The organism is Streptomyces klenkii (assembly GCF_003626645.1).
GTDB classification, from domain to species: Bacteria; Actinomycetota; Actinomycetes; order Streptomycetales; family Streptomycetaceae; genus Streptomyces; species Streptomyces klenkii.
Window position 1 is genome coordinate 1 of the sequence record NZ_RBAM01000015.1, and the last position, 23,496, is coordinate 23,496.

A 23,496-nucleotide genomic window follows, 5' to 3' on the forward strand; every position below is an offset into this window, starting at 1 on the left:
AGGCCACACGCACGATCTGGCAGCCGGATGCGGTCAGCTCGGCGATCTGCTGGAGCGTCGCGCCGATGTCCGACGTCCTGGTCGTGGTCATCGACTGCACCGAGACGGGCGCGTCGCCGCCCACGGCGACCGGCCCGACCTGGATGCGCCGCGAGGGGCGGCGCACCGCGAGCGGCCGGGCCGGCACGCCGGGGAGCCCGAGGGACACGGGTCCCGCGGAGGTGGCCACGGCCGTCAGCTCCGGTTCCCGGCGACGCTCTCGCGGGCCGCGCGGATCGACTCCTTCAGCGACCCCATGGTGGCGAGGACCGCCGTCGGCTCGTACCCGCAGTGGGCCATGCAGTTGTCACAGCGCGGGTCCTTGCCGCGCCCGTACTTGTCCCAGTCGGTCTCCTCGATGAGCTGGCGGTACGTGGGGACGTAGCCGTCGCTCATCAGATAGCAGGGGCGCTGCCACCCGAAGAGCGAGTAGTTGGGGATCGCCCAGGCGGTGCAGGGGAAGTCGACCTTGCCCTCCAGGAAATCCAGGAAGAGGGGGCTGTGGTTGAGCCGCCAGCGGGCCCGGTTCCCCCCGGAGAACGCCTTCTTGAAGAGCTCCCGGGTCTGCTCGACGCCCAGGAAGTGGTCCTGGTCGGGGGCCTTCTCGTAGGCATAGGCGGGCGAGATCATCATCTCGTCGACCTGGAGGTCGTCATTGAGGAAGTTGAGCACCTCGATGATGGTCTGCGGGGTGTCGGTGTTGAAGAAAGTGGAGTTGGTGGTGACCCGGAAGCCGCGCCGCTTGGCCTCCTTGATCGCCGCCACCGCCTCGTCGAAGACGCCCTCCTTCGCGACGGACTCGTCGTGCCGCTCGCGCAGCCCGTCGATGTGCACCGCGAACGCGAAATAGGGGGACGGCGTGAACTTGTCCATCTTCTTGCGCAGGAGCATCGCGTTGGTGCAGAGGAAGACATACTTCCGCTTGGCTACCAGCTGCCGGACGATCTCATCGATCTGCGGGTGCATCAAGGGCTCGCCGCCCGCGATGGAGACCATCGGCGCCCCGGACTCCAGGACGGCGCCGACGGCCTGGGCCACCGGCATGCGCTGCTTGAGCACTCCTGCCGGATGCTGGATCTTCCCGCAGCCCTCGCACTTGAGATTGCAGGCGAAAAGCGGTTCCAGCTCGACGATCAGCGGGAACTTCTCACGCTTCCTGAGCTTCTGTTCAAAAAGGTACGTTCCCACCCGGATGGACTGGCGGAGTGGCATGGCCATCTGGCTCACCTCCTGGGGAGCAGTAAAGAACGGTGCCATTCGATAAAAGCCGGGAGGACGGTGCGCAGAACCCGGAAAGCCGATATTCCACCGCGCAACGTCCCGATTCGGACGAGTTCATGTTCTGGAGCGTCCACGACCACCCGGACGGCCGCAACGGGGCGCGGCCCCGCGCGCACGGCGCTCCGGAGCGTGGCCGCGGACTCCATGTCGACCGCGAGCGCCCCCGCGGCGTGCAGGGCCGCTCGCTCCGCGCCGCGCACGACGTGGTCCGACCCGACGAGCGGGCCGGTGTGGATGACGCGCCGGGGCACGGCGCGGGCGAGCTCCTTGGCGAGCAGCTCGACGCCCGAGCACTCGGTGCTGCCCACGCGGTCCCGGGTCTCGTCGGCGACGACCAGGTCGCCGGGGTGCATCCCCGGGGCCAGGCCGGCGCAGAAGCCCGTGGCGACGACGGCCGCCTCGCGCATCGCCGGATCGCGCAGGGCCTCGGTGACGGCGTGGTCCGCGGCCTGCGGGCCCATGCCGGTACGCAGAACGGTCACGGGCCCGGCCGCCTCGCCGGGGCCGCCCCCGCGCAGCGCCAGGCGCTCGATGCCGAGCGCGCAGGCGACCAGCAGCGGTGGCGGGCCGGAGCTGCCCGTGCCGTACGACATCACGCCTCCAGGCGGTCGGGGGTGAACAGCTCCCCGTGCACGTAGCGGCCCAGGGCCGTGAGGGGGAAGACCTGGCGGTAGAGGTGGTAGTTGATGGAGAAGTCCCAGGGGAAGCCCGTACCGGTGAAGTGCGGTTCGTCCCAGGAGCCGTCCGCGCGCTGGGTGTCCACCAGCCAGGTCACGCCGCGCTCGACGGCCTTGCCCTCGCGCTCGCCGGCGGCGAGCAGGGCCATCAGCGCCCACGCCGTCTGGGAGGCGGTGGACTCGCCGCGCGCGATCCACTCGGGGTCGCGGTACGAGCGCAGGTCCTCGCCCCAGCCGCCGTCGTCGTTCTGCACGCCCTCCAGCCAGCGCACGGCCCGGCGGACCGCCGGGTGCGAGGCGGGGATGCCTGCCGCGACGAGGGCGGGGACCGCCGAGCCCGTGCCGTAGACGTAGTTGACGCCCCAGCGGCCGAACCAGGCGCCGCTCTCCTCCTGCTCCCCCAGCAGCCACTCGACGCCGCGCTGCGTGCGCGGGTCGTGCCGCTCGCCGAGGAAGGCCAGCATCTCCACGACGTGCGCGGTGACGTCGGCGGACGGCGGGTCGACGACCTCGCCGAAGTCGCAGAACGGCAGCCGGTTGGGCAGCGTGCTGGTGTTGTCGGCGTCGAAGGCGCCCCAGGCGCCGTTCTTCGACTGCATGCCCAGGTTCCACCGGGCGGCCCGCCGGACGGCCGTCTCGACGCGCGCCGGGTCGGGGTGGCGGACCCGCTTGAGGGCCAGCACGACCTCGGCCGTGTCGTCGATGTCGGGGTAGGTGTCGTTGTGGAACTCGAAGGCCCAGCCGCCCGGGGTCAGCCCGGGGCGGCGCACCGCCCAGTCGCCGGTGCGGTCGATCTGCTCGGCCAGCATCCAGTCGGCGGCCTTGACGAGCGCCGGGTGGTCGGGCGCCACGCCGGCGTCCGCGAGGGCGATGGTCGCCAGGCACGTGTCCCACACCGGGGACTGGCACGCCTCGATCATGCGGCTGCCGTCCTCGCGCCACACGGCGAAACGGTCCAGCGACTTCAGGCCCTCGCGCAGCACGGGGTGGTCCAGGTCGTAGCCCAGGAGGTGCAGGGCGATGATCGAGTAGACGGCGGGGGGCTGGATGCCGCCCCAGCAGCCGTCGTTCTCCTGCCGCTCGATGATCCAGCGGGCGGCCGAATCCAGCGCAAGGCGGCGCAGGCGGCGCAGCGGGAACCGGCGGTAGTGGTGCAGGGCCTTGTCGAGGCGCTGGAAGGCGCCGTCCCAGCTGGCGGCCGGGGCGAGCGGGCGCGGCGGGTTCGGCCGGGCCGGGTCGGTGTGCAGCTCGTCGAGGGGGAAGGGCGCGGGGCGCACGGGGCGCTTCGCGGAGACCACGGTGAGCGGCACGATGGTCTGCCGGGCCCACTGGCCGAAGTCGTAGAGGTTCAGGGGGAACCACTTCGGCAGGAACATGATCTCGGGGGGCAGTTCGGGGAGGTCCTCCCACCGCCACCAGCCGAAGAGGGCGAGCCAGATGCGGGTGAAGACCCGGGCGGCGGCGATGCCGCCCTGCTCGCGGATCCACGCCGAGGCGGCGGCCATGTGCGGGGCGTCGGGGGCGTCACCGGCGAGCCGCAGGGCGACGTAGGCCTCGATGGTCGTGGAGAGCTCGCCGGGCCCGCCGAGGAAGGTGGCCCAGGTGCCGTCCGGGCGCTGCTCGGAGCGGATGTACAGGGCGGCGGCGCGGGTGGTCTCCTCGTCCTGCACGCCCAGGAACTGACGGAGCAGCAGGTCCTCGGCGTCCATGGTGACGTTGGTCTCCAGGTCGCCCTTCCACCAGCCCTGCTCGTCCTGGCGGGAGAGAAGGTGTTCGGCCGCGCGGGCCGTGGCGCGCTCGGCGGCGGCGAGGGCGCCGGGCGCCTCGCCCTCCGGGAGCGGGGGCCGTGCCGTGGTGCTCTGTGCGGTGGTGCGCCGTGCTGTGGTGCTGTCGGTGGCCGCGGCAGCGCGGGGCGGCAGGGCCCCGGTGCTTCCGTCGGTCGTCGCTGTCATGGTTTCCCCTTTTTTGCAGTGAGCTTCCTTCTCTGCCTTCCTGGGGGCTCCGTCGGCCGGCGCCGCAACACTGGCGCCGGCCGGCGACCGCGATCCGTTAGATCGGGTGAATGGGAATCATCTCTTTCGTACGACGACGAAGTCGGCGAGCGCCACCAGTTGGGCTCGGACTTCTGCGGGCATGTCAACTCGGTCGAGTGCTTCGATCGCTGTCGCGTGCTGGCGGCGGGCCTCCTGGGAGGTCCACTCCCGGCCGCCCGCCTCTTCGATCAACGCCGCGCGGCTGGCGAATTCTTCCTCGTCGAAGTCGGCGAGCTGGGCGTCGCTGAGCTTCGCGTCGGCCGCGAGGATCGCCGCGAGCCGCTCGGAGGCCTCCCCGCCGGCGGCGAGGGCCGCGACCACCGGCAGCGACTTCTTGCGCTGGCGGAGGTCGCTCCAGGTCTGCTTGCCGGTGGCCTCCGGGTCGCCCCAGATGCCGAGCAGGTCGTCCACCGCCTGGAAGGCGAGGCCGAGGTGGTAGCCGTAGGCCTCCAGGATGTCGGCCGTGCGGTCGTCGGCGCCGCCGAGGACCGCGCCGATGGAGACGGCGCAGGCGAGCAGGGCGCCGGTCTTGTTGCCCTCCATCTCCAGGCACTCCTCGACGGTGACCCGCTCACGGTGCTCGTAGGAGATGTCCTGGGCCTGGCCGTCGATCAGCTTGCGGGTGGCCGTGGTCAGCCGCCGGGTGGCGCGGCCGGCCTCGACGGTGCCGAGCTCCAGCAGGATCTCGTTGGCGAGCGCGAAGAGGGCGTCGCCGACGAGGATGGCCTGCTCCGGCCCGTACACCTTCCACACGGTGTCGCGGTGGCGGCGCTGCTCGTCGCCGTCCATCAGGTCGTCGTGCAGGAGCGAGAAGTTGTGCACGAGCTCGACGGCCACGGCGCCGGGGATCCCCACCTCGGGGGCCCGGCCGGCGGCCTCGGCCGACAGCAGGGCGAGCGCGGGCCGGACGGCCTTGCCGCTGTCGCCGTGCGCCGGCCGCCCCTCGGCGTCGATCCAGCCGAAGTGGTAAGCGGCGACGGTGTCCATGGGCGGCGCGAGCCGTTCCACGGCGGCACGCAGCACCGGCGTGGCAAGCGTCCGTCCCCGCTCCAGCATGGCGTTGACGCCCGCGGTGTCGACAGCTGGGATCGCCGAAGTCACGGTCTCTCCTCTGGTGGTCGTGCTCGTACGCGGCCCGGTCCGGGCACGCGACGCTTCATGGCTCGCCTCGGTCATACCGCCTCCCGCAGGGGGCTCACATGCGGTCGGCCGAGCTCGGAGAGTGCCGCGCCGGCGGCGTGGACACCGCTGCGCACCGCGCCCTCCATGGTCGCGGGCCAGCCGGTGGCGGTCCACGCGCCGGCCAGGTACAGGCCGGGCGTGTTCGTGCGGGCGGTCGGCCGGAGCCGGCCGACGCCCGGGGTGGGGGCGAACGTCGCTGTCCGCTCCCGGGTCACGAAGAAGTCCCGTACGCCGGCGCCGCGGGCGGCGGGCAACAGCCGTTCCAGCTCGGGAAGATAGCGGGCGCGCAGCTCGGCGACGGGCCGCTCGATGTCGTCCTGCGCGGCGGACTGGGAGACGGCCAGGTACTGACAGCCTTCCCAGAGTCCCCCCTTCTCCGCGAGCCCGGACGACTCCGTACGGTCGAAGACCCACTGCACGGGCGAACCCAGCGCGGCGAAGAACGGCTGCCGCAGGACCTTGCGGTCGTAAACGACGTGCAGGTTGAGGATCGGGGCGGTGCCGATCTCCAGCAGCCGGCCCGGCTCGTCGAGGGCGCCGTCGGGCAGCAGGCCGTGGGTCTCGCGCTGCGGCACGGCGAGCACGACCGTCTCGGCCGTGAGCTGCTCGGCGGTGCCGGGGCCGGTCTCGGCGCCGACCTGCCAGGTGCCGTCGGCGGCGCGGGCGATGCCGGTGGCGCGGGTGCGCAGCAGGGTGCGGACGCCGGCCTTGTCGAGGGCGGCGCGGGCGCGCGTGTCGTGCAGCTCGCCGAGGGGGACGTGGGCCCAGCCGATGTCGGCGGCGCCGGGCTCGGTGAGCAGCGCGGTCTTGAAGACCATGGCGGCCAGGCCGAGCGAGGACTCGCCGGCGGTGGCGTTGAGGGTGGCGACGCCGATCAGGTCCCACAGGGCCTCGACCGTGCGGGCGGACTGGCCCTTGCGGCGCAGCCAGCCGCCGAAGTCCGTGCCGTCGAGCGCGGGGTCCTGCGGGTCGAGGCCGCGCAGGGCCAGTGCGGCCCGGCCCACCGCGGCGCGCTCGGCGAGCGAGAGGTGCGGGTACGCGGCGAGGCTCTTGGCCAGGTGCAGCGGGACGGGGAACACAGGGAGGGCAGCGCGGCGCAGCCGGCCCAGGCGGGGCTTGCCCGACGGGTGGCCGACGTCGAGGACGGGCACGTCGAGGCGGTCCTGCAAGGGGGCGAGGTGCAGGGCGTCGATCCGGTCGAGGAAGGAGCTGTAGGCGGTGCAGCAGCGCAGGTAGACGTGCTGGCCGTTGTCGATGGTGAGGTCGCCGCGGCGGAAGGAGAAGGCGAGGCCGCCGAGCCGGGGGCGGCCCTCCAGGAGGGTGACGCGCACGCCGGCGTCGGCGAGCTCCAGCGCGGCCGTGATGCCCGCCAGGCCGCCGCCGACGACGACCGCGCGGGCGGGCGCGGCGCCGTCCCCGTCCGCGGGGCCGCGGCCGGGCCCGGTTGTCGTGGCTGTCATGTGCCCACCCCTTCGGCTGCTGTCAGGGACGTGTCCGCAGGGCGGAGGGTTGCGCGCCGGATGACGGCCCGGAACGGGGAGATCAAGCGCGCCCCCCGGCGGTCCGCCGGTGGACGCTGCGGGCGTCGAGGCCGGACAGGCCGCGCACGGCGACGTAGACCTTCTCCCGGCCGGGCAGGGAGACCCGGCCGCGCAGGACCGCCTCGGGGTCCTCGGCGATCCGGTCGAGCAGCCGACGGTAGATGCCGGCCATGGCGGCGACGCAGGCGCCGCTGCGGCGGTCGAGCATGGGCAGCAGCCGGGTGCCCTCGGCGAACAGGGCGCGGGCGCGCCGGACCTCGAAGTGGACGAGGCCGGTGAAGTCGGCGCCGGCCGGGGGCCGGGCGGAGTGGAAGCCCTCGGCGCAGCCGAACTTCGCGAGGTCGTCGGAGGGCAGGTAGGTGCGGCCGTTGGCGGCGTCCTCGCGGACGTCGCGCAGGATGTTGGTGAGCTGGAGCGCCAGGCCGAGGGTATCGGCGTACTCGGCGGCGCGCGCGGCGTCCCGCGCGCCGGGCACGGTGCCGAACACGCCGAGGGAGAGGCGGCCGATGGCGCCCGCGACGCAGCGGCAGTACATCGCGAGGTCGTCCCACGTCTCGTACGACTGGCCGCGCACGTCCATCTGAACGCCGTCGATGAGTTCGTCCAGCCCGCCGAGCGGGATGGGGAAGCGGCGCGCGGCATGGCTGAGCGCGACGGCCACCGGGTCGGTGTCGTCCTCGGCGATGCGGCCCTCCCTGATGCGGGCGAGCAGCTCGCGCGTCTCCTCCAGGCGGCGGTGCTTGGCGTCGGCCTCCAGCGGCCCGTCGCCGATGTCGTCGACGCGGCGCGAGAAGGCGTAGAGCGCCGACATGGCGCGCCGCTTCGCGGTCGGCAGGAGCCGGATGCCGTAGCTGAAGTTACCGGCCTGCTGGCCGGTGACCGCCTCGCAGTAGCTGTACGCGGCGAGCACCGGTGCGGACGCGTCCGGGGTTCCGTTCACGGTCCTGCTCACCCCTCTCTTCGCAGTGTCGCTCCCACCTCGCGCAGCAGGCTGAGCTTGGTGGGCTTGGGCGGTCCGGGCAGTACGTCGTGTCCTGCGGCGGCGACCGCGCGGAGCGCGGCCCTCCCCCCGCCCACGAACCCCGCGAGCAACAGCTTCAACCTGCCGTGGACGCTACCCACCAGGGGGGTGCCTTCATTCAGCAGTTCCCCGGCGCGTTCCCCTTCGTACGCGACCAGGGCGCGCAACGATGCGCCGCTGACCGGGCGCGCGAGGTCGGACTCGGTGACGCGGAAGCGCTCCATGTCCTCGGCCGGGAGGTAGACGCGGTCGCGGCCGAGGTCCTCGGCGACGTCCTGGAGGTGTTCCACGATCTGCAAGCCGGTGCAGACCGCGTCCGAGCGGCGGATCCGCTCGGGGCTGGTGGTGCCGGTGATGCCCAGGACGAGGCGGCCGACGGGGTTCGCGGACAGCTCGCAGTAGGCGAGCAGATCGTCGTACGTACCGTAGCGGCGGACCCGCTGGTCCTGCCGGTTGGCCTCGATGAGCCCCAGGAAGGGCTCCGGGGTCAGCCCGCAGCGGCGGACGGTGGGGCGCAGGCGGCGCAGCAGCGGGTGGCGCGGGCCGGTGCCGGAGGCGGAGAAGACGCGGTGCAGGTCGGCCTCGAAGGCGTCCAGCATCGTGAGACGGTCGTCACTCTGCGCCGGGTCGAGCCCCAGCAGTTCGGCGTCCCGCCCGCCGGGGGCCAGGTCACCGTCGCCGATGTCGTCGACGAGGCGGGCGTATCCGTAGACGGCCATCAGGTCGTCCCGCCAGGCGCGCGGCACGAAGAAGGGTGCCACGGGGAAGTTCTCGTGCGCGGCCTTGTCGAGCACGGCGCGCTCGTGCGCGTCCGTCCCCGCCGTCACAGCGGGCTGCCCGGACCGGGGACGGCGTGCACGCCTCGGATCCGGAGAGGCCCCGCAGCCAATACAGCCATTGCCGTCACATCTCCCGTTCTACACTGCCGACCCAGAACATCCTATTTCGGACACGCCGCAGGGTAGACACCCCCTTCGGCGCCCCCTGCTCCCCCTTCGGCACCTGCCGCCGGACCACATCCGGCGGCGCCTCCGGGACCTTCCCCGGAGTCGCGGATACACCGGTATCGCACGCTTCGCCGCAATTCAGCACGGTACAGCGTACGCCGCACACCTGTCCGACGCGCGACCGGGTAGGTGCTTGATCCATACAATGCCACGCGGGCAGCGAATCAACCCTGCCAATAAGCCAGTTGATCGTTACGGAACGGTCAAGGCCCCTGCCGGAGCGCACCGGCAGGGGCCCGTGGACGACCGGTCCGCACCGGCCCGCGCGGCGCTAGCGGGCCGTCTCCTTCTCGTACGCCCGGACCACTTCCTCGGTCGGGCCGTCCATCAGCAGCTGCCCGTGCTCCAGCCACAGCACGCGGTCGCAGGTGTCCCGGATCGACCTGTTGTTGTGGCTGACGAGGAAGACCGTGCCCGCCTGCTTGCGCAGCTCGCGGATGCGGGCCTCGGAGCGCTTCTGGAACGAGCGGTCACCGGTGGCCAGCGCCTCGTCGATCATCAGCACGTCGTGGTCCTTGGCCGCGGCGATGGAGAACCGCAGCCGGGCCGCCATGCCGGACGAGTAGGTCCGCATGGGCAGCGTGATGAAGTCGCCCTTCTCGTTGATGCCGGAGAAGTCGACGATGCCCTGGTAGCGCTCGCGGATCTGCTCGCGCGACATACCCATGGCCAGACCGCCGAGCATCACGTTCTTCTCGCCCGTGAGGTCGTTCATCATGGCCGCGTTCACGCCCAGCAGCGAGGGCTGGCCGTCGGTGTAGACCTTGCCGCGCTCGGTGGGCAGCAGCCCGGCGATCGCCTTCAGCAGGGTGGACTTGCCGGAGCCGTTCGAGCCGATCAGGCCGATCGCCTCGCCGCGGTAGGCGGTGAAGCTCACACCCTTGACGGCGTGCACCTCGCGCACGCCGGCTCCCGGCTTGCGCTTGACGATCCGGTTCAGGGCGGCGGTCGCGCTGCCGCGGCCGGTGTTGCCGCCGTAGACGCGGTAGACGATGTGGACGTCCTCCGCGATCACGGTAGGCACGCGGGCGGCGTCCGCCGCGGGGGTCGGGTTCTGTTCAGCCACGGCCGTACTGCTCCTCAGCCTTCCAGAAGTACACGAAACCGCCGACGCCGATCAGCAGCGCCCAGCCGACGGCCAGCGCCCACACGTGCGGCGGCAGGTCGATGTGCTTGTGCGCGGCGTGGCCGCTGATCAGGGAGGAACGCATCAGGTTGATGAAGACGGCCGCCGGGTTCGCGCTCAGCACGTCGATGAGCCACTTCGGGGCGTGCTGCTTCTCCAGCGCCTCGACCAGGTTGTACATCACTCCGGACGCGTACATCCAGGTGCGCAGGATGAACGGCAGCAGCTGGGCCAGGTCAGGCGTCTTGCTGCCCGCGCGGGCCAGGACCATCGCCAGGCCGGTGTTGAAGACGAACTGCAGCGCCAGCGTCGGGACGATCAGCAGCCAGGACAGCTGCGGGGTGTGCCCGAACCCGAGCAGGAAGAGGAAGAGGACCAGCATCGAGAACAGCAGCTGCTGGAGCTGCTGGAGCGCGAAGGAGATGGGCAGCGCCGCCCGGGGGAAGTGCAGGGCCCGCACCAGCCCCAGGTTTCCGGCGATCGACCGGACGCCCGACATGGCCGAGCTCTGGGTGAAGGTGAAGACGAAGATGCCCGTCACCAGGAACGGGATGTACGTCGCGATGCCCATGCCCTTGCTCTGACCCATCAGCACGCCGAAGATCAGGAAGTACACCGTGGCGTTCAGCAGCGGCGTCGCCACCTGCCACACCTGGCCCAGCTTGGCCTGGCTGTACTGAGCGGTCAGCTTGGCGCGGGAGAAGGCGATGATGAAATGCCGCCGCGCCCACAGCTGCCGGGCGTAGTCCGGCAGGCTCGGGCGGGCCCCGCTGACCGCGAGGCCGTACTTCTTGGCCAGCTCGGCGGCGGGCAGGCCGTCGTCGGGTGATGGCGGGGCACTCATGGCGACCGCACTGCCGTGCGTTGTCTCGCTCACAGTTGACACTTTCGTCCTCAAGGTGCGCTGCCGGGGGCTCGCCCCGGCCCGCGCCCGGTGCTCATAGACAAGAGCTTGTCAGATCACGGGAGGCCGACCCAGCCGGGTCAGGCGCCACACGGTACGCCACTTCATGGGGCGCCGTGGACCACAGGGCGTCGTCCAGCCCTCCTTGAAGCCCCCGAACCACGCCCGCAGCGCGGGCAGGGAGGGCCGCCGGGCCAGGGTCAGCAGCAGCCACACCCCGAGGTAGACCGGGACCAGGGGGGCCGGCAGGTTGCGCCGGGCGAGCCAGACCCGGTTGCGGGCGACCATCCGGTGGTAGACCGCGTGCCGGCTCGGGGCCGTCGTCGGGTGGTGCAGCACCATGTCCGCGCGGTAGTCGATCATCCAGCCCGCGTCGAGGGCCCGCCAGGCGAGGTCGGTCTCCTCGTGCGCGTAGAAGAACTCGTCCGGCAGCAGGCCGGCCTCGGCGAAGACCCGGGTGCGGACCGCGTTGGCGCCGCCCAGGAAGGTGGTCACCCGCGAGGAGCGCATCGGGTCGGAGGCGCGCAGCCGCGGCACGTGGCGGCGCTGGGTGACGCCCGTGTCGGGGTCGGCGATCCGGAAGCTGACGATGCCGAGCTTGGGGTCGGCGGCGAACGCCTGCCGGCACAGCTCGGCGGTGTCCTGGCCGGGCAGCAGGCCGTCGTCGTCCAGGAACAGCAGGATGTCGGCCTCGCGCCCGGCGGGCCCGAACGCCTCGATGCCCACGTTGCGCCCGGCGGGGATGCCGACGTTCTCCGACAGCTCGACGGTGCGCACGCTCAGGCCGGGGACGGCGATCGGCGGCAGCGGGGAGCCGTTGCCGACGACCACGACCTCGATCGGGTCGCCGTCCTGCTTGGCGACCGACTCCAGCAGGGCGCGCAGCTCCGCGGGGCGGTTGCCCATGGTGAGGACAACCGCGCCGACCTTGACAGCAGGAGCGGAGGGAGTGTTCATCGGAGCCTGCTCGACGCGAGGATGGACACCAGGTGCAGCACAGTCTGCAACACCGCGACGGCGGCGAGCAGGACCACCGCGACACGAGTGAACAGCAGGTCGCCGTGGACGAAGTCCGCGATGCCGGCCGCCAGGATCACCAGCGACGCCTCGACGCCGCCGACCAGGCGGTGGAACTTCAGCGCGGCCGCGGCCTTGCGGGCCAGGGCCATGCCCGAGGAGCGGGGCGTGGCCGCCGCGTCCTCGGCGGCCGCCATGCCGCTGCGGGCGCGGGCCACGTCGACCAGGTCCGTCTCCGCCTTGATCAGGATCGCGCCGAGCGCCGCCAGCGTGCCGAGGAAGGCCCACTGCCACTGCGTGGCCGCGCCGTCCCGGTGCAGGACGTCCGCCGCCCGGATGCCGAAGCCGACGAGCAGGGCGGCCTCGGAGAGGTAGTGACCCACCCGGTCCAGGTAGACGCCGGTCGTGGAGGTGACCTTGCGCCAGCGCGCGAGCTCGCCGTCCACGCAGTCCAGCAGCAGGTACAGCTGGATGAGGAGCGCGCCCAGGATCGCCCCGGCCAGGCCCGGGATCACCAGGGCCGCGCCCGCGGCGATGCCGGCCAGGATCATCAGGCCCGTGTACTGGTTGGGCGTGAGCCGGGTGTTCAGCAGGACCCGCGTGCAGCGCAGGGAGATCTCGCGCATGTACAGGCGCCCGGCCCAGTGCTCGCCGCTGCGCCGGTCCTTGAGCCCGCCGGGGTGGACGACCGGGCGGAGTTCAGCTAGTGACGGTTTTGGCATAGTCGGCGTAAGCGTCCCTGATCTGGTCGGTGGAGAGGGCGAGGTGCTCCAGGATCGTGTAGCGCCCGGGGCGGGTCTGCGGGGCGTACTCCACCGCCGCGACGAACTCCTCGGCGCTGAAGCCGATCTCCTGCGGCAGCACGGGCAGGCCGTGCCGGCGCAGCACCTCGACCATCAGCGCGGATTCCTCGCGGGCGCCGCGCAGGTACATCGCGAAGGCCGCGCCGAGGCCGCACTGCTCGCCGTGGCTCGCCGCGCGCTTGGGGTAGAGCAGGTCGAAGGCGTGGTTGATCTCGTGGCAGGCGCCGGAGGCGGGGCGGCTGTCGCCGGCCACCGACATGGCGATGCCCGTGAGGACCAGGCCCTCGGCCAGCACCTGGAGGAAGCCGTCGTCGCCGACGCCGCCGGGGTGGCGCAGCACGGCCTCGCCGGCCTGCCGGGCCATGGCGGCGGCCAGGCCGTCGATGGCCTCGCCCGTCTCGCGGTGGGAGAGCTCCCAGTCCGCGACGGAGGAGATGTTGGAGATCGCGTCGCCGATGCCGGAGCGCACGAAGCGGACCGGGGCCTCGCGGATCACGTCGAGGTCGATCACGACGGCGATCGGGTTGGGCACGCCGTACGAGCCGCGGCCCGCGTCGTTGTCGAGCGTCGCGACCGGCGAGCAGAGCCCGTCGTGCGAGAGGTTCGTCGCGACGGCGACGAGCGGCAGGCCGATGCGCGCGGCGGCGAACTTGGCGCAGTCAATGATCTTGCCGCCGCCGAGGCCCACGACCGCGTCGTAGTGCCCCTTCTTCATGGCGTCGGCCAGCTTGATGGCGTCGTCCAGCGTGCCGCCGCCCACCTCGTACCAGGAGGCGCCGGGCAGCGCCGGGGCGAGCCGCTCGCGCAGCACCGCCCCGGAGCCGCCGCTGATGGCGACGGCCAGCTTGCCGGAGCTGGAGATCCGCTGATCGGCGAGGATCTTCGCCAGATCGTCCAGCGCTCCGGCCCGGATGTCGACGACGACCGGCGAGGGGATGAGCCTCGTCAGTACTGGCACGCGATCCCCCGGCCCTTGGCGAGGTCGTCGTGGTTGTCGATCTCGACCCACTGGACATCGCCGATGGGCGCCACGTCGATCTTGAAGCCGCGGTTGACGAGCTCCTGGTAGCCGTCCTCGTAGTAGAGGTCGGGGTCGCGCTCGAAGGTGACCTTCAGCGCGTCCGCCAGGTCGGCGGCGGCCTCGCCCTCGATCAGGGTGACGCCGATGTACTCACCGGTCGCCTCGGCCGGGTCCATGAGCTTGGTGATGCGCTGGACGCCCTTCTCGGGGTCCACGATGACCTTCATCTCCTCGTCGGCGAGCTGCTTCACCGTGTCGAGGGCGAGGATGATCTTCTGGCCGTTGCCGCGGGCGGCGAGCAGGGTCTTCTCGACGGAGACCGGGTGCACGGTGTCGCCGTTGGCGAGGATCACGCCGTCCTTGAGGGCGTCACGGCCGCACCACAGGGAGTAGGCGTTGTTCCACTCCTCGGCCTTGTCGTTGTCGATCAGGGTGAGCTTCAGGCCGTACTTGGCCTCGAGGGCCTCCTTGCGGGCGTACACGGCCTCCTTGCGGTAGCCCACGATGATCGCGACCTCGGTCAGACCGATCTCGGCGAAGTTGGCCAGGGTGAGGTCGAGGATGGTGGTGGCATCCTCCTCGCCCGTGGGGCCTACCGGCACCAGGGCCTTGGGCAGAGTGTCGGTGTAGGGACGCAGACGCCGTCCGGCGCCGGCGGCCAGCACGAGGCCGATCATGCGGGTTCTCCTGTTTCGTCGTGTACTGCGGGTGCCCCGGAGGACACCCAGAAGCGGATGCTCTCGCTGAGCACCACGAGGGCGATGGCGGCCGCGAGGACCGTCAGCGCGATGGTGAAGCCTCGGCCGTGCCACAGGGCGGCCGCGGTGGTGACCGCCAGGACCCGACCCTCGTGTCCGCCGATCGCCCGCACCAGCCAGTGCGGGGGCGCGCCGGTGCCGCCGCGGATGCGGTACACCGTGTCGTAGTGATGGTAGGCGACCGCGGCCACCAGGCCGAAAGCCGCCGGGAGGGCCCCCGGGGCGCCGGACTGCGCCGCCAGCCCCAGGACGATGCCGTACTCCGCGCCGCGGAAGACCGGCGGCACCAGCCAGTCGAGGGGGCCCTTGAGGGGCTGGGCGACGGCGACGCCGGCGAGGATCGCGTAGACGGCCGCCTGGAGGACGGCCCGCCACGTGCCGCCGCTGCCGGCGACCAGCGGTCCGAGGAGCAGGCTGGCGGCGGCGAGGACGGCCCAGAAGGGGGCGCTGTAGGCCCGGCCGGGGACCGTGCTGCCGAGGGTGGCGGCCGCGGCCCGGGCGACCGGCCCGGAGTCGGCGAGGTCCGCCAGCGCCTGCGCGGCGCGGTCCGTCCGCTTCGCCTTACGGGTCAGGGAGCGCAGGACGCGGCCCGCGGTGGTGTAGCAGGCGGCGAAGGCGCAGCCGATCAGCAGCACGTAGAAGACGGTGCGGGGCGTGGTGAGCGCGGTGAGGACCGCGATCAGCGCCCAGCGCTCGCCGATGGGCAGCACGATCATGCGGCGGACCCAGACGGTCCAGCCGACGCTGTCGAGGCGGCCGGAGAGCGCGGCCGTCGGGCTCGTGTTGGCCGTGGCGTCGTGGTTCGCCTCGGTGAAGGCGAAGTCGACGACGTGCCGGCAGGTCATGAGGACCATCGCGCCGAGCGCGAGCGCCCACACGTCGTCGTGGCCGCCGCCGCGGGACGCCCCGAGGGCCAGGCCCGCGTAGAAGGCGTACTCCTTGGCGCGGTCGAAGGTCGCGTCCAGCCAGGCGCCGAGCGTGGAGTACTGGAGCGAGTAGCGGGCGAGCTGGCCGTCGGTGCAGTCGAGCACGAAGGAGAACAGCAGCAGCGCGCCGGCGGCGACGAAGCCGCCCCGGGTGCCGGTCGCCGCCGCGCCCGCCGCGATCAGCGCGGTCAGCAGGGACGCGGTGGTGACCTGGTTGGGGGTGAGGCCCCGGCGGGCGCACCAGCGGGCGAGGTAGCGCGAGTACGGGCTGATGCAGAAGGTGGTGAAGAACCCGTCGCGGGACTTCACGGCGCTGCGCAGCCGTACGGCTTCGTCGTCGACCGCCGCGGTTTCGGCGAGGGTCTTGGCGCGGGCCTCGTCGCCGTCCGGCACGGCCGCGACGAGGACGCCGAGGTCGGGCCGGTGCACGGCCACACCGTCGGCTTCCAGGCGGGCGGCGAGGAGGCCGGGCAGGCTCGCGCCGTCGTCAGCGGCGGCCAGCGCGTGCGTCAGGGACGCGCGCGCCTCCGGCTGGACGGTGAGCGCGCCCTCGGTGGCGCCGGCCGGGAAGCGGGGGTCGGTCAGGGCGAGGCGCAGGGCGTGCACGTGGCCCACGAAGCGGTGGTCCACCACAGCAACCCGCTCCGAGGCCGGGACGGCGGCCAGCGCCCCGGCGGCGTCCGCGCTCACGCGGACGTCGAAGCCGAGGGACCGCAGGTCCTCCTCCAGGGAGGAGCCGGCGGGCGGCGGACCGGTGAGGATGGCGGTCGACAGACGAACTCACTCCTTGCGGCGGGCATGGCCGCCCCTGGGGCCGCGGGACGCGGCGGGCGGCGTTCGCGCCGGAAGCCCCGGGCGGGGGCCGGCACGTCGGCAGAGGCTATCGGATCACCGGAAGACGCCGTTCACCGCCGGTATGCCTCCGGCAGGCCCGCCATGGAGAGGACGCCCGGGCGAAGCGTCCGGTTCCGGGCCGGGGCGGTCCGGCACCGCCGGACCGCGTCATCGTGGCGCCCCGCGGCGAGAGTCCGGCGGAATGCCCGATCACCAGAATCGAACACAGATCGTGACCCGCCGTCCAGGCGCTATCGTGCCGGTCATGACATGGCTGATCACAGGCGGTGCCGGGTACATCGGAGCGCACGTCGCCCGGGCGATGACAGAGGCCGGCGAGCGGGTCGCCGTGCTGGACGACCTGTCCGCGGGCGTGCCCGCGCGGCTGCCCGCGGGCTGCGTGCTGGTGCGGGGCTCGGTGCTGGACCGCGAGCTGCTGGACCGCACGTTCGCGGAGCTGGGCGTGACCGGCGTGGTGCACCTGGCGGCGAAGAAGCAGGTCGGGGAGTCGGTGGAGAAGCCGCTCCTCTACTACCGGGAGAACCTGCACGGGCTGACCGTGCTGCTGGAGGCGGCCGTCGCCGCGGGCGTCCGCAGCTTCGTGTACTCCTCCTCCGCGGCGGTCTACGGCATGCCGGATGTGGACCTCGTCACGGAGGACACCCCGTGCCTGCCGATGAACCCGTACGGCGAGACGAAGCTGGCCGGCGAGTGGCTGGTGCGGGCCACCGGCAAGGCGCACGGCCTGTCGACGGCCTGCCTGCGCTACTTCAACGTGGCGGGCGCGGCGGTGCCGGAGCTCGCGGACACCGGGATCTTCAACATCATCCCGATGATGTTCGACCGGCTCACCCGGGGCGAGGCGCCGCGGATCTTCGGCGACGACTACGCCACCCCGGACGGCACCTGCGTCCGTGACTACATCCACATCGAGGACCTGGCGACCGCGCACCTCGCGGCGGCCCGCCGGCTGGCCGAGCGCACGGAGCCGGGCGACCTCACGCTGAACGTGGGCACGGGGCGGGGCGTCTCCGTACGGGAGATGGCCGACCTGATCGCCGCGGTGACCGGCCGCACGGAGCCCGCACCGCTCGTGGAGCCGCGCCGTCCGGGTGATCCGGCGCGTGTCGTGGCGTCGAACGAGCTGATCGCGAAGGAGCTCGGCTGGAGCCCCGAGCACGACGTGCGCAGCATGGTCACGTCCGCGTGGGAGGGCTGGTGCCTGCACCACCCGGAGGCGCGGCAGGGCCTTCCGCAGGGCTGACGCCACCGCACGCAGGGTGATCGCCGCAGGTCGGGGAGACGCGCATCTTCGCAGGTCAGAGCACATGACAACGGTGTTCAGTGCCGCGTTGCCCGATACCCCCCACCCGTAGTTCACTGGGTCCCGGCCGGCAGCCGCCGGCCGGACGGGCACCCGTTTTCCGAGGGCGGCATCTCATGGGCGCAGGGCACGATCACGGTCACTCTCACGGGGGACCTCCGCCGGGCACGAGCGGCACGGCCGCGGCGGCGTACAAGGGGCGCCTGAGGATCGCGCTGGGCATCACGCTCACCGTGCTCGTGGCCGAGATCGCGGGCAGCGCGCTGACCGGCTCGCTGGCGCTGCTCGCGGACGCCGGGCACATGGCGACGGACGCGGTCGGGGTGGGCATGGCGCTGGTCGCGATCCACTTCGCGAACCGCCCGTCGAGCGGCCGGCGCACCTACGGGTACGCCCGGGCGGAGATCCTGGCGGCGCTGCTGAACTGCCTGCTGCTGCTCGGCGTGGGCGGGTTCATCCTCTACGAGGCCGTGGGGCGCCTGATGGAGCCGGCCGACGTGCCGGGCGGCACGACGGTGATTTTCGGCCTGGTGGGCGTCGTCGCCAATCTGATCTCCCTGGCGCTGCTGATGCGCGGCCAGAAGGAGAGCCTGAACGTGCGCGGGGCGTTCCTGGAGGTCCTCTCGGACGCGCTGGGCTCGTTCGCCGTGGTGGTCTCCGCGGTGGTGATCATGCTGACGGGGTGGACGCAGGCGGACCCGATCGCCTCGCTGCTGATCGGCCTGATGATCGTGCCGCGCACGCTGAAGCTGCTGCGGGAGGCGCTGGACGTCCTCCTGGAGGCCGCGCCGAAGGACGTCGACATGGACGAGATCCGGGCGCACATCACGGCCCTGCCGGGCGTGCAGGACCTGCACGACCTCCATGTGTGGACGATCACATCCGGAATGCCCGTGCTCTCCGCCCACGTGGTGGTCGACCACCTGGCGCTGGACTCGGTCGGGCACGAGAAGATGCTCCACGACCTGCAAGCCTGCCTGGGCGAGCACTTCGACGTGGAGCACTGCACTTTCCAGCTGGAGCCCGGCGGCCATGCGGAGCACGAGGCGAAGCTCTGTCATTGACGCCCCGGCCCGGTACGGCAGACTTGAGGGTCGAAGACCGACAACGAGGATGGTCAATGCCGATCACACCAGCCAATGGCCTCTCCGCCGACACCGCAGCGGTTCCCGCTCCGGACGACTCAGCCGAACCGATCATGCTGGAGCTGGTCGACGAGGACGGCAGAACCATCGGCACGGCGGAGAAGCTCTCCGCCCACATCGCCCCCGGCAGACTGCACCGGGCGTTCTCGGTCTTCCTCTTCGACGACGAGGGCCGGCTGCTGCTCCAGCGGCGCGCGCTGGAGAAGTACCACTCCCCCGGCGTGTGGTCGAACACCTGCTGCGGCCACCCGTATCCGGGTGAGCCCCCGTTCGTGGCCGCGGCGCGCCGCACGGGCGAGGAGCTGGGGATCGCGCCCGCGCTGATGCGCGAGGCCGGGACCGTGCGGTACAACCACCCCGACCCGGACTCGGGCCTGGTGGAGCAGGAGTACAACCACCTCTTCGTGGGAATCGTGCGGGCCGAGCCGCGCCCGGCCCCCGAGGAGATCGCGGAGACCGCGTTCGTGACCCCGGACGAGCTGGACACGCTGCGGGCGCGCTACCCGTTCTCGGCGTGGTTCATGACGGTGCTGGACGCGGCGCGGCCCGCGGTGCGCGAGGTCACCGGGGACGCGGCGGGCTGGTAGGCCCGCCGGCCGGCGCGGGGAGCGGCAGGGCGGCCCAGACCACCTTGCCGCCGCTCGCGGTGTGCTCGACGTCGCACATGCCGCCGGCCTCGGCGGAGATGGCCTGGACGAGCAGCAGCCCGCGGCCGCCGATGCGCTCGTCGTCGGCCTCCAGGGGCTTGGGCCGGTAGGGGTGGTCGTCCTCGACGGCCACCCGCACCCAGTGGCGGCCGATGGAGACCTCCACGGCGACCTCGGGCGAGAGCAGGGCCGCGTGCTGGACGGCGTTGGTGACCAGCTCCGAGACGATCAGCAGGAGCCCCTGGAACAGGTCGTCGCAGAGCGGCACGCGCTGGTGCCGGAGGAGGTCGCGGACGGCGTGCCTGGCCCGGGGGACGGAGGAGTGCAGCGCGGGAGCGGTGAAGCGCCAGGCTCCGTCGAATTCGACCGGGCTCCGGGGTGGGGCCTGCCCGCGGTCGGGCGGGACGCTCCCGAGGATTTCCATGTCCGATACCAACCCCTCACCATGGTCGACCGCACCCATGAGTGTTGGGAAGATGAGGGTCCGTACGGCGGGCTGACCACAAATCATCGGCTATCGACGGAGTTTGACCGGGTGCGTATGCCACGGTCACTCACGCGACTGTTCCTGGCCACCCTGTTCCGCGTTCCCTGAGCGGCATGGAGTCAGGTATTCCGACGGTTCCGCCGGACGGCCCGGATAGCATCCGGCGCATGGAGCCTGCACTTCACCTGGACGTCGCCGGTGGCACCGCCACGGTTCGCATCGCCAACCCCGCCAAGCGGAACGCCATGACCACGGACATGTGGCGGGCCCTGCCCGGGCTGCTGGAGCGGTGCGCCACCGACCCGGCCGTCCGGGTGCTGGTGCTCACCGGCGAAGGCGAAACGTTCTGCGCGGGCGCCGACATCTCCTCGCTGACCGAGGGCGCCGACCGCTCGCGGGACCTCGCGATCGCGGCCGAGGAGGCCCTGGCGGCCTTCCCCAAGCCCACCCTCGCCGCCGTGCGCGGCTTCTGCGTGGGCGGCGGCTGCCAGCTCGCCGCCGCGTGCGACCTGCGGTTCGCCTCCGACGACGCGTCCTTCGGGGTGACCCCGGCGAAGCTCGGCATCGTCTACGGGCCCTCCTCCACCCGCCGGCTGGTCGAGCTGACCGGCCCGGCCACCGCCAAGTACTTGCTCTTCTCCGGCGAGCTGATCGACGCCGGGCGGGCGCTGCGGACGGGGCTCGTGGACGAGGTGTGGCCGCGGGAGGCGCTGGACCGGCGGGTCGCGGAGTTCGCCCGGGTGCTGGCCTCGCGGTCGCAGCTGACGCAGGCCGCGGCGAAGGAGTTCGCCGCGGGGCCCGCCGCCCCCGGGCGGGTCGCGCACTGGGCGGAGCAGGAGCGCGCCGGGGGCGACACCGCGGAGGGCGTCGCCGCGTTCCTGGAGCGGCGGCAGCCGCGGTTCGGGTGGACCGTTGACGGGCGGTCAGCCCCCTGCACCGGCCTTCCTGTCGCCGGCCACTGACCACGGCACCGGTCAGTCGGCTGCGGGCCGTCTGTGGCCGGTCGCGCAGTTCCCCGCGCCCCTTACGGGGCGCGGTGCCCGGCGACCATCTGCGAGAGGTCCGCAGCCCGCCACTCCGCTACGAGGTCGGCCGGGGCCTTCTCCGGGGAGCCCGCGTCGTAGGGCGGCTGCGGGTCGTACTCGATGAGCAGCTGGACGGACTGGGCGGCGCGGTCGCCCGCGATCCGGCCCACGAGCGTGAGGCCCATGTCGATGCCGGAGGAGACACCGGCGGCCGTGACGTACTTGCCGTCGAACACGACGCGTTCGCCGGTGGCCTCGACGCCGTAGGAGGCGAGCTGCTCCAGCATCAGCCAGTGTGACGTGGCGCGACGGCCCGTCAGCAGCCCGGCGGCGGCCAGGATCAGGGAGCCGGAACACACCGACGTCGTCCACGTGGTGGTGCGGTCGACGTGCCGCAGCCATTCGGCGACGGCTCCCGGGCCCAGCTGGCCGCTCGGGTCGGCCCCGCCGGGGACGACGACGATGTCGGGGCTCGTGACCTCGGCGAGGGAGGCGTCGGCGACGAGGCCGAGGTTGCCGGTCTCGTTGCGCACGGGGCCGGGGCGCTCGGCGACGAGGACGACCTCGCTGCCCGGGAGGGGGCTGAGCGTGTCGAACGGGCCGATGGCGTCGAGGGCGGTGAAGCCGGGGTAGAGCAGGACGGCGATCTGCACGGTGGTCCTCGTTTCGTTCGGTGGCGGCCGTGGCCGGTCAGGCCGCGGTCAGCGGGCGGAAGCGGCGCCGGTACTCGGCGGGCGGGGTGCCCAGGGCGCGGATGAAGGCACGGCGCATGGCCTCGGGCGTGCCGTAGCCGCAGGCGCGCGAGACCTCTTCGACGCCGTCGCCGGTGTCCTCCAGCTGCCGGCGCGCGGCCTCCAGACGGACCCGGTCGACGTAGCGGCCCGGCGTCATGCCGGTCTCGCTGTGGAAGGCGCGGGCGAAGTGCCGCGGGGAGAGGTCCGCGCGGGCGGCGAGCGCTTCGACGGACAGGTCGGCCGCGGGGTTCTCGACGATCCAGTGCTGGACGTCGCGCAGCCGCGGGCGGCTCGCCGTCTGGGCCGCGAGCGGGGCGCTGAACTGGGTCTGGTTGCCGGGGCGGCGCAGGAAGACGACGAGGTTGCGGGCGACGGCGAGCGCCGGTTCGCGGCCCAGGTCGTCCTCGACGAGGGCGAGGGCGAGGTCTATGCCCGCGGTGACGCCGGCCGAGGTGACGACGTTCCCGTCGCGTACGTAGATGGGGTCGGGCTCCACGCGGACGGTAGGGAAGCGCGCGGCGAGGGCGGCGCAGAACGCCCAGTGGGTCGTCGCCCGGCGGCCCTCCAGCAGGCCGGCGGCGGCGAGCAGGAACGCCCCCGTGCACACCGACACCACGCGTTCGGCGCGCGGCGCGTGCTCGCGCAGCCAGGCGATGAGGCGCGGGTCGGGGGTGCGCGTGCCTTCGCCGCCCGGCACGAGCAGGGTGTGGGCGGCGGGGGCGTCGTGCAGCGCGGAGTCGGGCGTGACGCGCAGGCCGCTGCCGGTGCGCACGGGGCCGCCGTCGAGAGTGGCGGTGTGCACGCGGTACGTGGCGGGGTCGCCGGTCCACTGGCCCGCTCCCGCGAACACCTCGGCGGGGCCCGTGAAGTCGAGGCTCTGGACCTCGTCGAACAGGACGATCAGCACGGTGCGGCGCTGCGGGCGGTGGCGCGTCATGGTCACCATGCTGGCCACACCGCCATATGTCCGCAATGACGAATACCCCACCTTTCCTGCCACCGCGCGTCTGCCGCGACGACCGCGGGGCGTTCGTGGGGCACCGCCCTTCCCGCCCGTACCGACCAGTCGGTAACGTGCGGGACATGACTTCTCTCACCGGGTCCCTGCCGGAGCACGCCGGACGCCGCTGTTACCAGCCCCTCAACACCCTTCACGCCACTGTGTACTTCTCGCCCGAGATCGTGCGGGAGATGGGCGCCCTGGGGATCGAGGACTTCGCCGCGGTCAACATCGCCGGGCGGACGGCCGCGCTCGGGCGCGTCGGCGCGGGCCCGGTCACGGCCGCGTTCTACAACTACACGCACGAGCGGATCGCCCATCACCTCCCGGGCGTCTGGGACATCGCCGCCCCGCAGGACGTCCTGGCCGCGCGGCTGCGCGCGGCCGACGGCACGCTGCGCCGCCTGCTCGGCGAGGACGCGGTCGCCTCCCCGGAGACGGCCGAGGCGGCGGAGCTCGCCCTGCGCGCCGCCGAGGGCTGCGGCCGCGGCGGCCGCCCCATGTACTCCGCCCACGCCGACCTGCCCGTGCCCGAGGCCCCGCACCTCGCGCTCTGGCACGCCGCCACGCTGCTGCGCGAGCACCGCGGCGACGGTCACGTCATGGCGCTCGTACGGGCGGGCCTCGACCCGGTCGAGGCGCTCCTCAGCCACAGCGCCACCGGCGGCGGCATGAGCGACAAGTGGCTCGTCCGGACGCGCGGCTGGACCGTGGAGGAGCTGGAGGCCGGCCGGGAGCGGCTGCGGGCGCGCGGGCTGCTGGACGGGGCCGGTGAGCTCACGGAGGCGGGCAAGGCGCTGCGCGAGGAGCTGGAGGCGGAGACGGACCGCCTCGACGCCGCGCCGTACGAGCACCTGGGCGCGGCGGGCGTGGCGCGCCTCACCGAGCTGGGCTCGGCGTTCGCCAAGGCCGTGCTGATGGCGGGCGCGTTCCCGGCGGACCTCCTCGGCAACGGCTGAGGCGC

At 72.9% G+C, this 23,496-nt stretch carries 23 protein-coding genes; 5 read left to right on the forward strand and 18 right to left on the reverse strand.

Annotated elements, in window-relative coordinates:
* The 15 genes from D7231_RS28475 to D7231_RS28545 all read right to left on the reverse strand — a co-directional run.
* On the reverse strand, positions 1-208 hold a 208-nt coding region (locus D7231_RS28475; protein WP_158673825.1), incomplete at its 3' end, for a flavodoxin-dependent (E)-4-hydroxy-3-methylbut-2-enyl-diphosphate synthase.
* Positions 209-234: 26 nt separating this feature from the next.
* Positions 235-1,257, reverse strand: coding sequence for an adenosyl-hopene transferase HpnH (gene hpnH / locus D7231_RS28480; RefSeq protein ID WP_030367668.1), 1,023 nt, complete (start codon positions 1,255-1,257; stop codon positions 235-237).
* 5 nt (positions 1,258-1,262) lie between these two features.
* A complete protein-coding gene (locus D7231_RS28485) occupies positions 1,263-1,913 on the reverse strand; it encodes a phosphorylase family protein (protein ID WP_120758437.1) in 651 nt (216 codons plus the stop codon).
* Positions 1,913-3,949 carry a squalene--hopene cyclase gene (gene shc / locus D7231_RS28490; protein WP_120758438.1) on the reverse strand — a complete coding sequence of 679 codons (2,037 nt, stop codon included), beginning with the start codon at positions 3,947-3,949 and terminating at the stop codon, positions 1,913-1,915. The genes D7231_RS28485 and shc overlap by 1 nt, the downstream gene beginning before the upstream one ends.
* 117 nt (positions 3,950-4,066) lie before the next feature.
* On the reverse strand, positions 4,067-5,086 hold the full coding sequence (locus D7231_RS28495) for a polyprenyl synthetase family protein (protein WP_194959550.1): 1,020 nt from the start codon (positions 5,084-5,086) through the stop codon (positions 4,067-4,069).
* 116 nt (positions 5,087-5,202) lie between these two features.
* Positions 5,203-6,672 (reverse strand): hydroxysqualene dehydroxylase HpnE, encoded by a 1,470-nt coding sequence (gene hpnE / locus D7231_RS28500; RefSeq protein ID WP_120758440.1) that lies wholly within the window; start codon positions 6,670-6,672, stop codon positions 5,203-5,205.
* An 82-nt stretch (positions 6,673-6,754) separates the two neighbouring features.
* Entirely contained in the window at positions 6,755-7,705 is a 951-nt protein-coding gene (gene hpnD / locus D7231_RS28505) for a presqualene diphosphate synthase HpnD (protein ID WP_120758441.1), read from the reverse strand.
* Positions 7,702-8,568, reverse strand: a complete 867-nt coding sequence (gene hpnC, locus D7231_RS28510) for a squalene synthase HpnC (RefSeq protein WP_120758526.1) — start codon at positions 8,566-8,568, stop codon at positions 7,702-7,704. Before hpnC ends, hpnD begins: the two co-directional genes overlap by 4 nt.
* Positions 8,569-9,052: 484 nt before the next feature.
* Positions 9,053-9,847 carry an ABC transporter ATP-binding protein gene (locus D7231_RS28515; protein WP_120758442.1) on the reverse strand — a complete coding sequence of 265 codons (795 nt, stop codon included), beginning with the start codon at positions 9,845-9,847 and terminating at the stop codon, positions 9,053-9,055.
* Positions 9,840-10,784: an ABC transporter permease gene (locus tag D7231_RS28520; RefSeq protein ID WP_120758443.1), complete on the reverse strand. Its 945-nt coding sequence runs from the start codon at positions 10,782-10,784 to the stop codon at positions 9,840-9,842. Before D7231_RS28520 ends, D7231_RS28515 begins: the two co-directional genes overlap by 8 nt.
* A gap of 78 nt (positions 10,785-10,862) precedes the next feature.
* Positions 10,863-11,768 carry a glycosyltransferase family 2 protein gene (locus D7231_RS28525; protein WP_120758444.1) on the reverse strand — a complete coding sequence of 302 codons (906 nt, stop codon included), beginning with the start codon at positions 11,766-11,768 and terminating at the stop codon, positions 10,863-10,865.
* The gene (locus D7231_RS28530) at positions 11,765-12,550 is read right to left on the reverse strand and encodes a CDP-alcohol phosphatidyltransferase family protein (protein ID WP_120758445.1); all 786 of its coding nucleotides are present in this window, start codon (positions 12,548-12,550) and stop codon (positions 11,765-11,767) included. Before D7231_RS28530 ends, D7231_RS28525 begins: the two co-directional genes overlap by 4 nt.
* Positions 12,528-13,589: an iron-containing alcohol dehydrogenase family protein gene (locus D7231_RS28535; RefSeq protein ID WP_106674224.1), complete on the reverse strand. Its 1,062-nt coding sequence runs from the start codon at positions 13,587-13,589 to the stop codon at positions 12,528-12,530. The genes D7231_RS28530 and D7231_RS28535 overlap by 23 nt, the downstream gene beginning before the upstream one ends.
* The gene (locus tag D7231_RS28540) at positions 13,577-14,329 is read right to left on the reverse strand and encodes a phosphocholine cytidylyltransferase family protein (RefSeq protein ID WP_120758446.1); all 753 of its coding nucleotides are present in this window, start codon (positions 14,327-14,329) and stop codon (positions 13,577-13,579) included. The genes D7231_RS28535 and D7231_RS28540 overlap by 13 nt, the downstream gene beginning before the upstream one ends.
* Entirely contained in the window at positions 14,326-16,110 is a 1,785-nt protein-coding gene (locus D7231_RS28545; RefSeq protein ID WP_120758447.1) for a DUF5941 domain-containing protein, read from the reverse strand. The genes D7231_RS28540 and D7231_RS28545 overlap by 4 nt, the downstream gene beginning before the upstream one ends.
* 325 nt (positions 16,111-16,435) lie before the next feature.
* On the opposite strand from D7231_RS28545, the gene galE reads away from it, so the two are divergent.
* From galE to idi, 3 genes are all read left to right on the forward strand, one after another.
* Positions 16,436-17,434, forward strand: coding sequence for a UDP-glucose 4-epimerase GalE (gene galE / locus D7231_RS28550; protein ID WP_120758448.1), 999 nt, complete (start codon positions 16,436-16,438; stop codon positions 17,432-17,434).
* 176 nt (positions 17,435-17,610) lie between these two features.
* Positions 17,611-18,558, forward strand: coding sequence for a cation diffusion facilitator family transporter (locus D7231_RS28555; protein ID WP_120758449.1), 948 nt, complete (start codon positions 17,611-17,613; stop codon positions 18,556-18,558).
* 56 nt (positions 18,559-18,614) lie between these two features.
* Positions 18,615-19,226: an isopentenyl-diphosphate Delta-isomerase gene (idi, locus tag D7231_RS28560; RefSeq protein WP_120758450.1), complete on the forward strand. Its 612-nt coding sequence runs from the start codon at positions 18,615-18,617 to the stop codon at positions 19,224-19,226.
* Here the strand turns inward: idi and D7231_RS28565 are convergent.
* On the reverse strand, positions 19,201-19,710 hold the full coding sequence (locus D7231_RS28565; RefSeq protein ID WP_120758451.1) for an ATP-binding protein: 510 nt from the start codon (positions 19,708-19,710) through the stop codon (positions 19,201-19,203). The genes idi and D7231_RS28565 overlap by 26 nt on opposite strands.
* 230 nt (positions 19,711-19,940) lie before the next feature.
* Between D7231_RS28565 and D7231_RS28570 the strand changes: the two genes are divergently transcribed.
* A complete protein-coding gene (locus D7231_RS28570; RefSeq protein ID WP_120758452.1) occupies positions 19,941-20,735 on the forward strand; it encodes an enoyl-CoA hydratase/isomerase family protein in 795 nt (264 codons plus the stop codon).
* 62 nt (positions 20,736-20,797) lie between these two features.
* On the opposite strand, the gene D7231_RS28575 is transcribed toward D7231_RS28570, so the two are convergent.
* Positions 20,798-21,451, reverse strand: coding sequence for a DJ-1/PfpI family protein (locus D7231_RS28575; RefSeq protein ID WP_120758453.1), 654 nt, complete (start codon positions 21,449-21,451; stop codon positions 20,798-20,800).
* A 37-nt stretch (positions 21,452-21,488) separates the two neighbouring features.
* A complete protein-coding gene (locus tag D7231_RS28580) occupies positions 21,489-22,469 on the reverse strand; it encodes a GlxA family transcriptional regulator (RefSeq protein WP_120758528.1) in 981 nt (326 codons plus the stop codon).
* Positions 22,470-22,615: 146 nt separating this feature from the next.
* Between D7231_RS28580 and D7231_RS28585 the strand changes: the two genes are divergently transcribed.
* Positions 22,616-23,491 carry an SCO6745 family protein gene (locus D7231_RS28585; RefSeq protein ID WP_120758454.1) on the forward strand — a complete coding sequence of 292 codons (876 nt, stop codon included), beginning with the start codon at positions 22,616-22,618 and terminating at the stop codon, positions 23,489-23,491.
* Positions 23,492-23,496 lie beyond the last annotated feature (5 nt).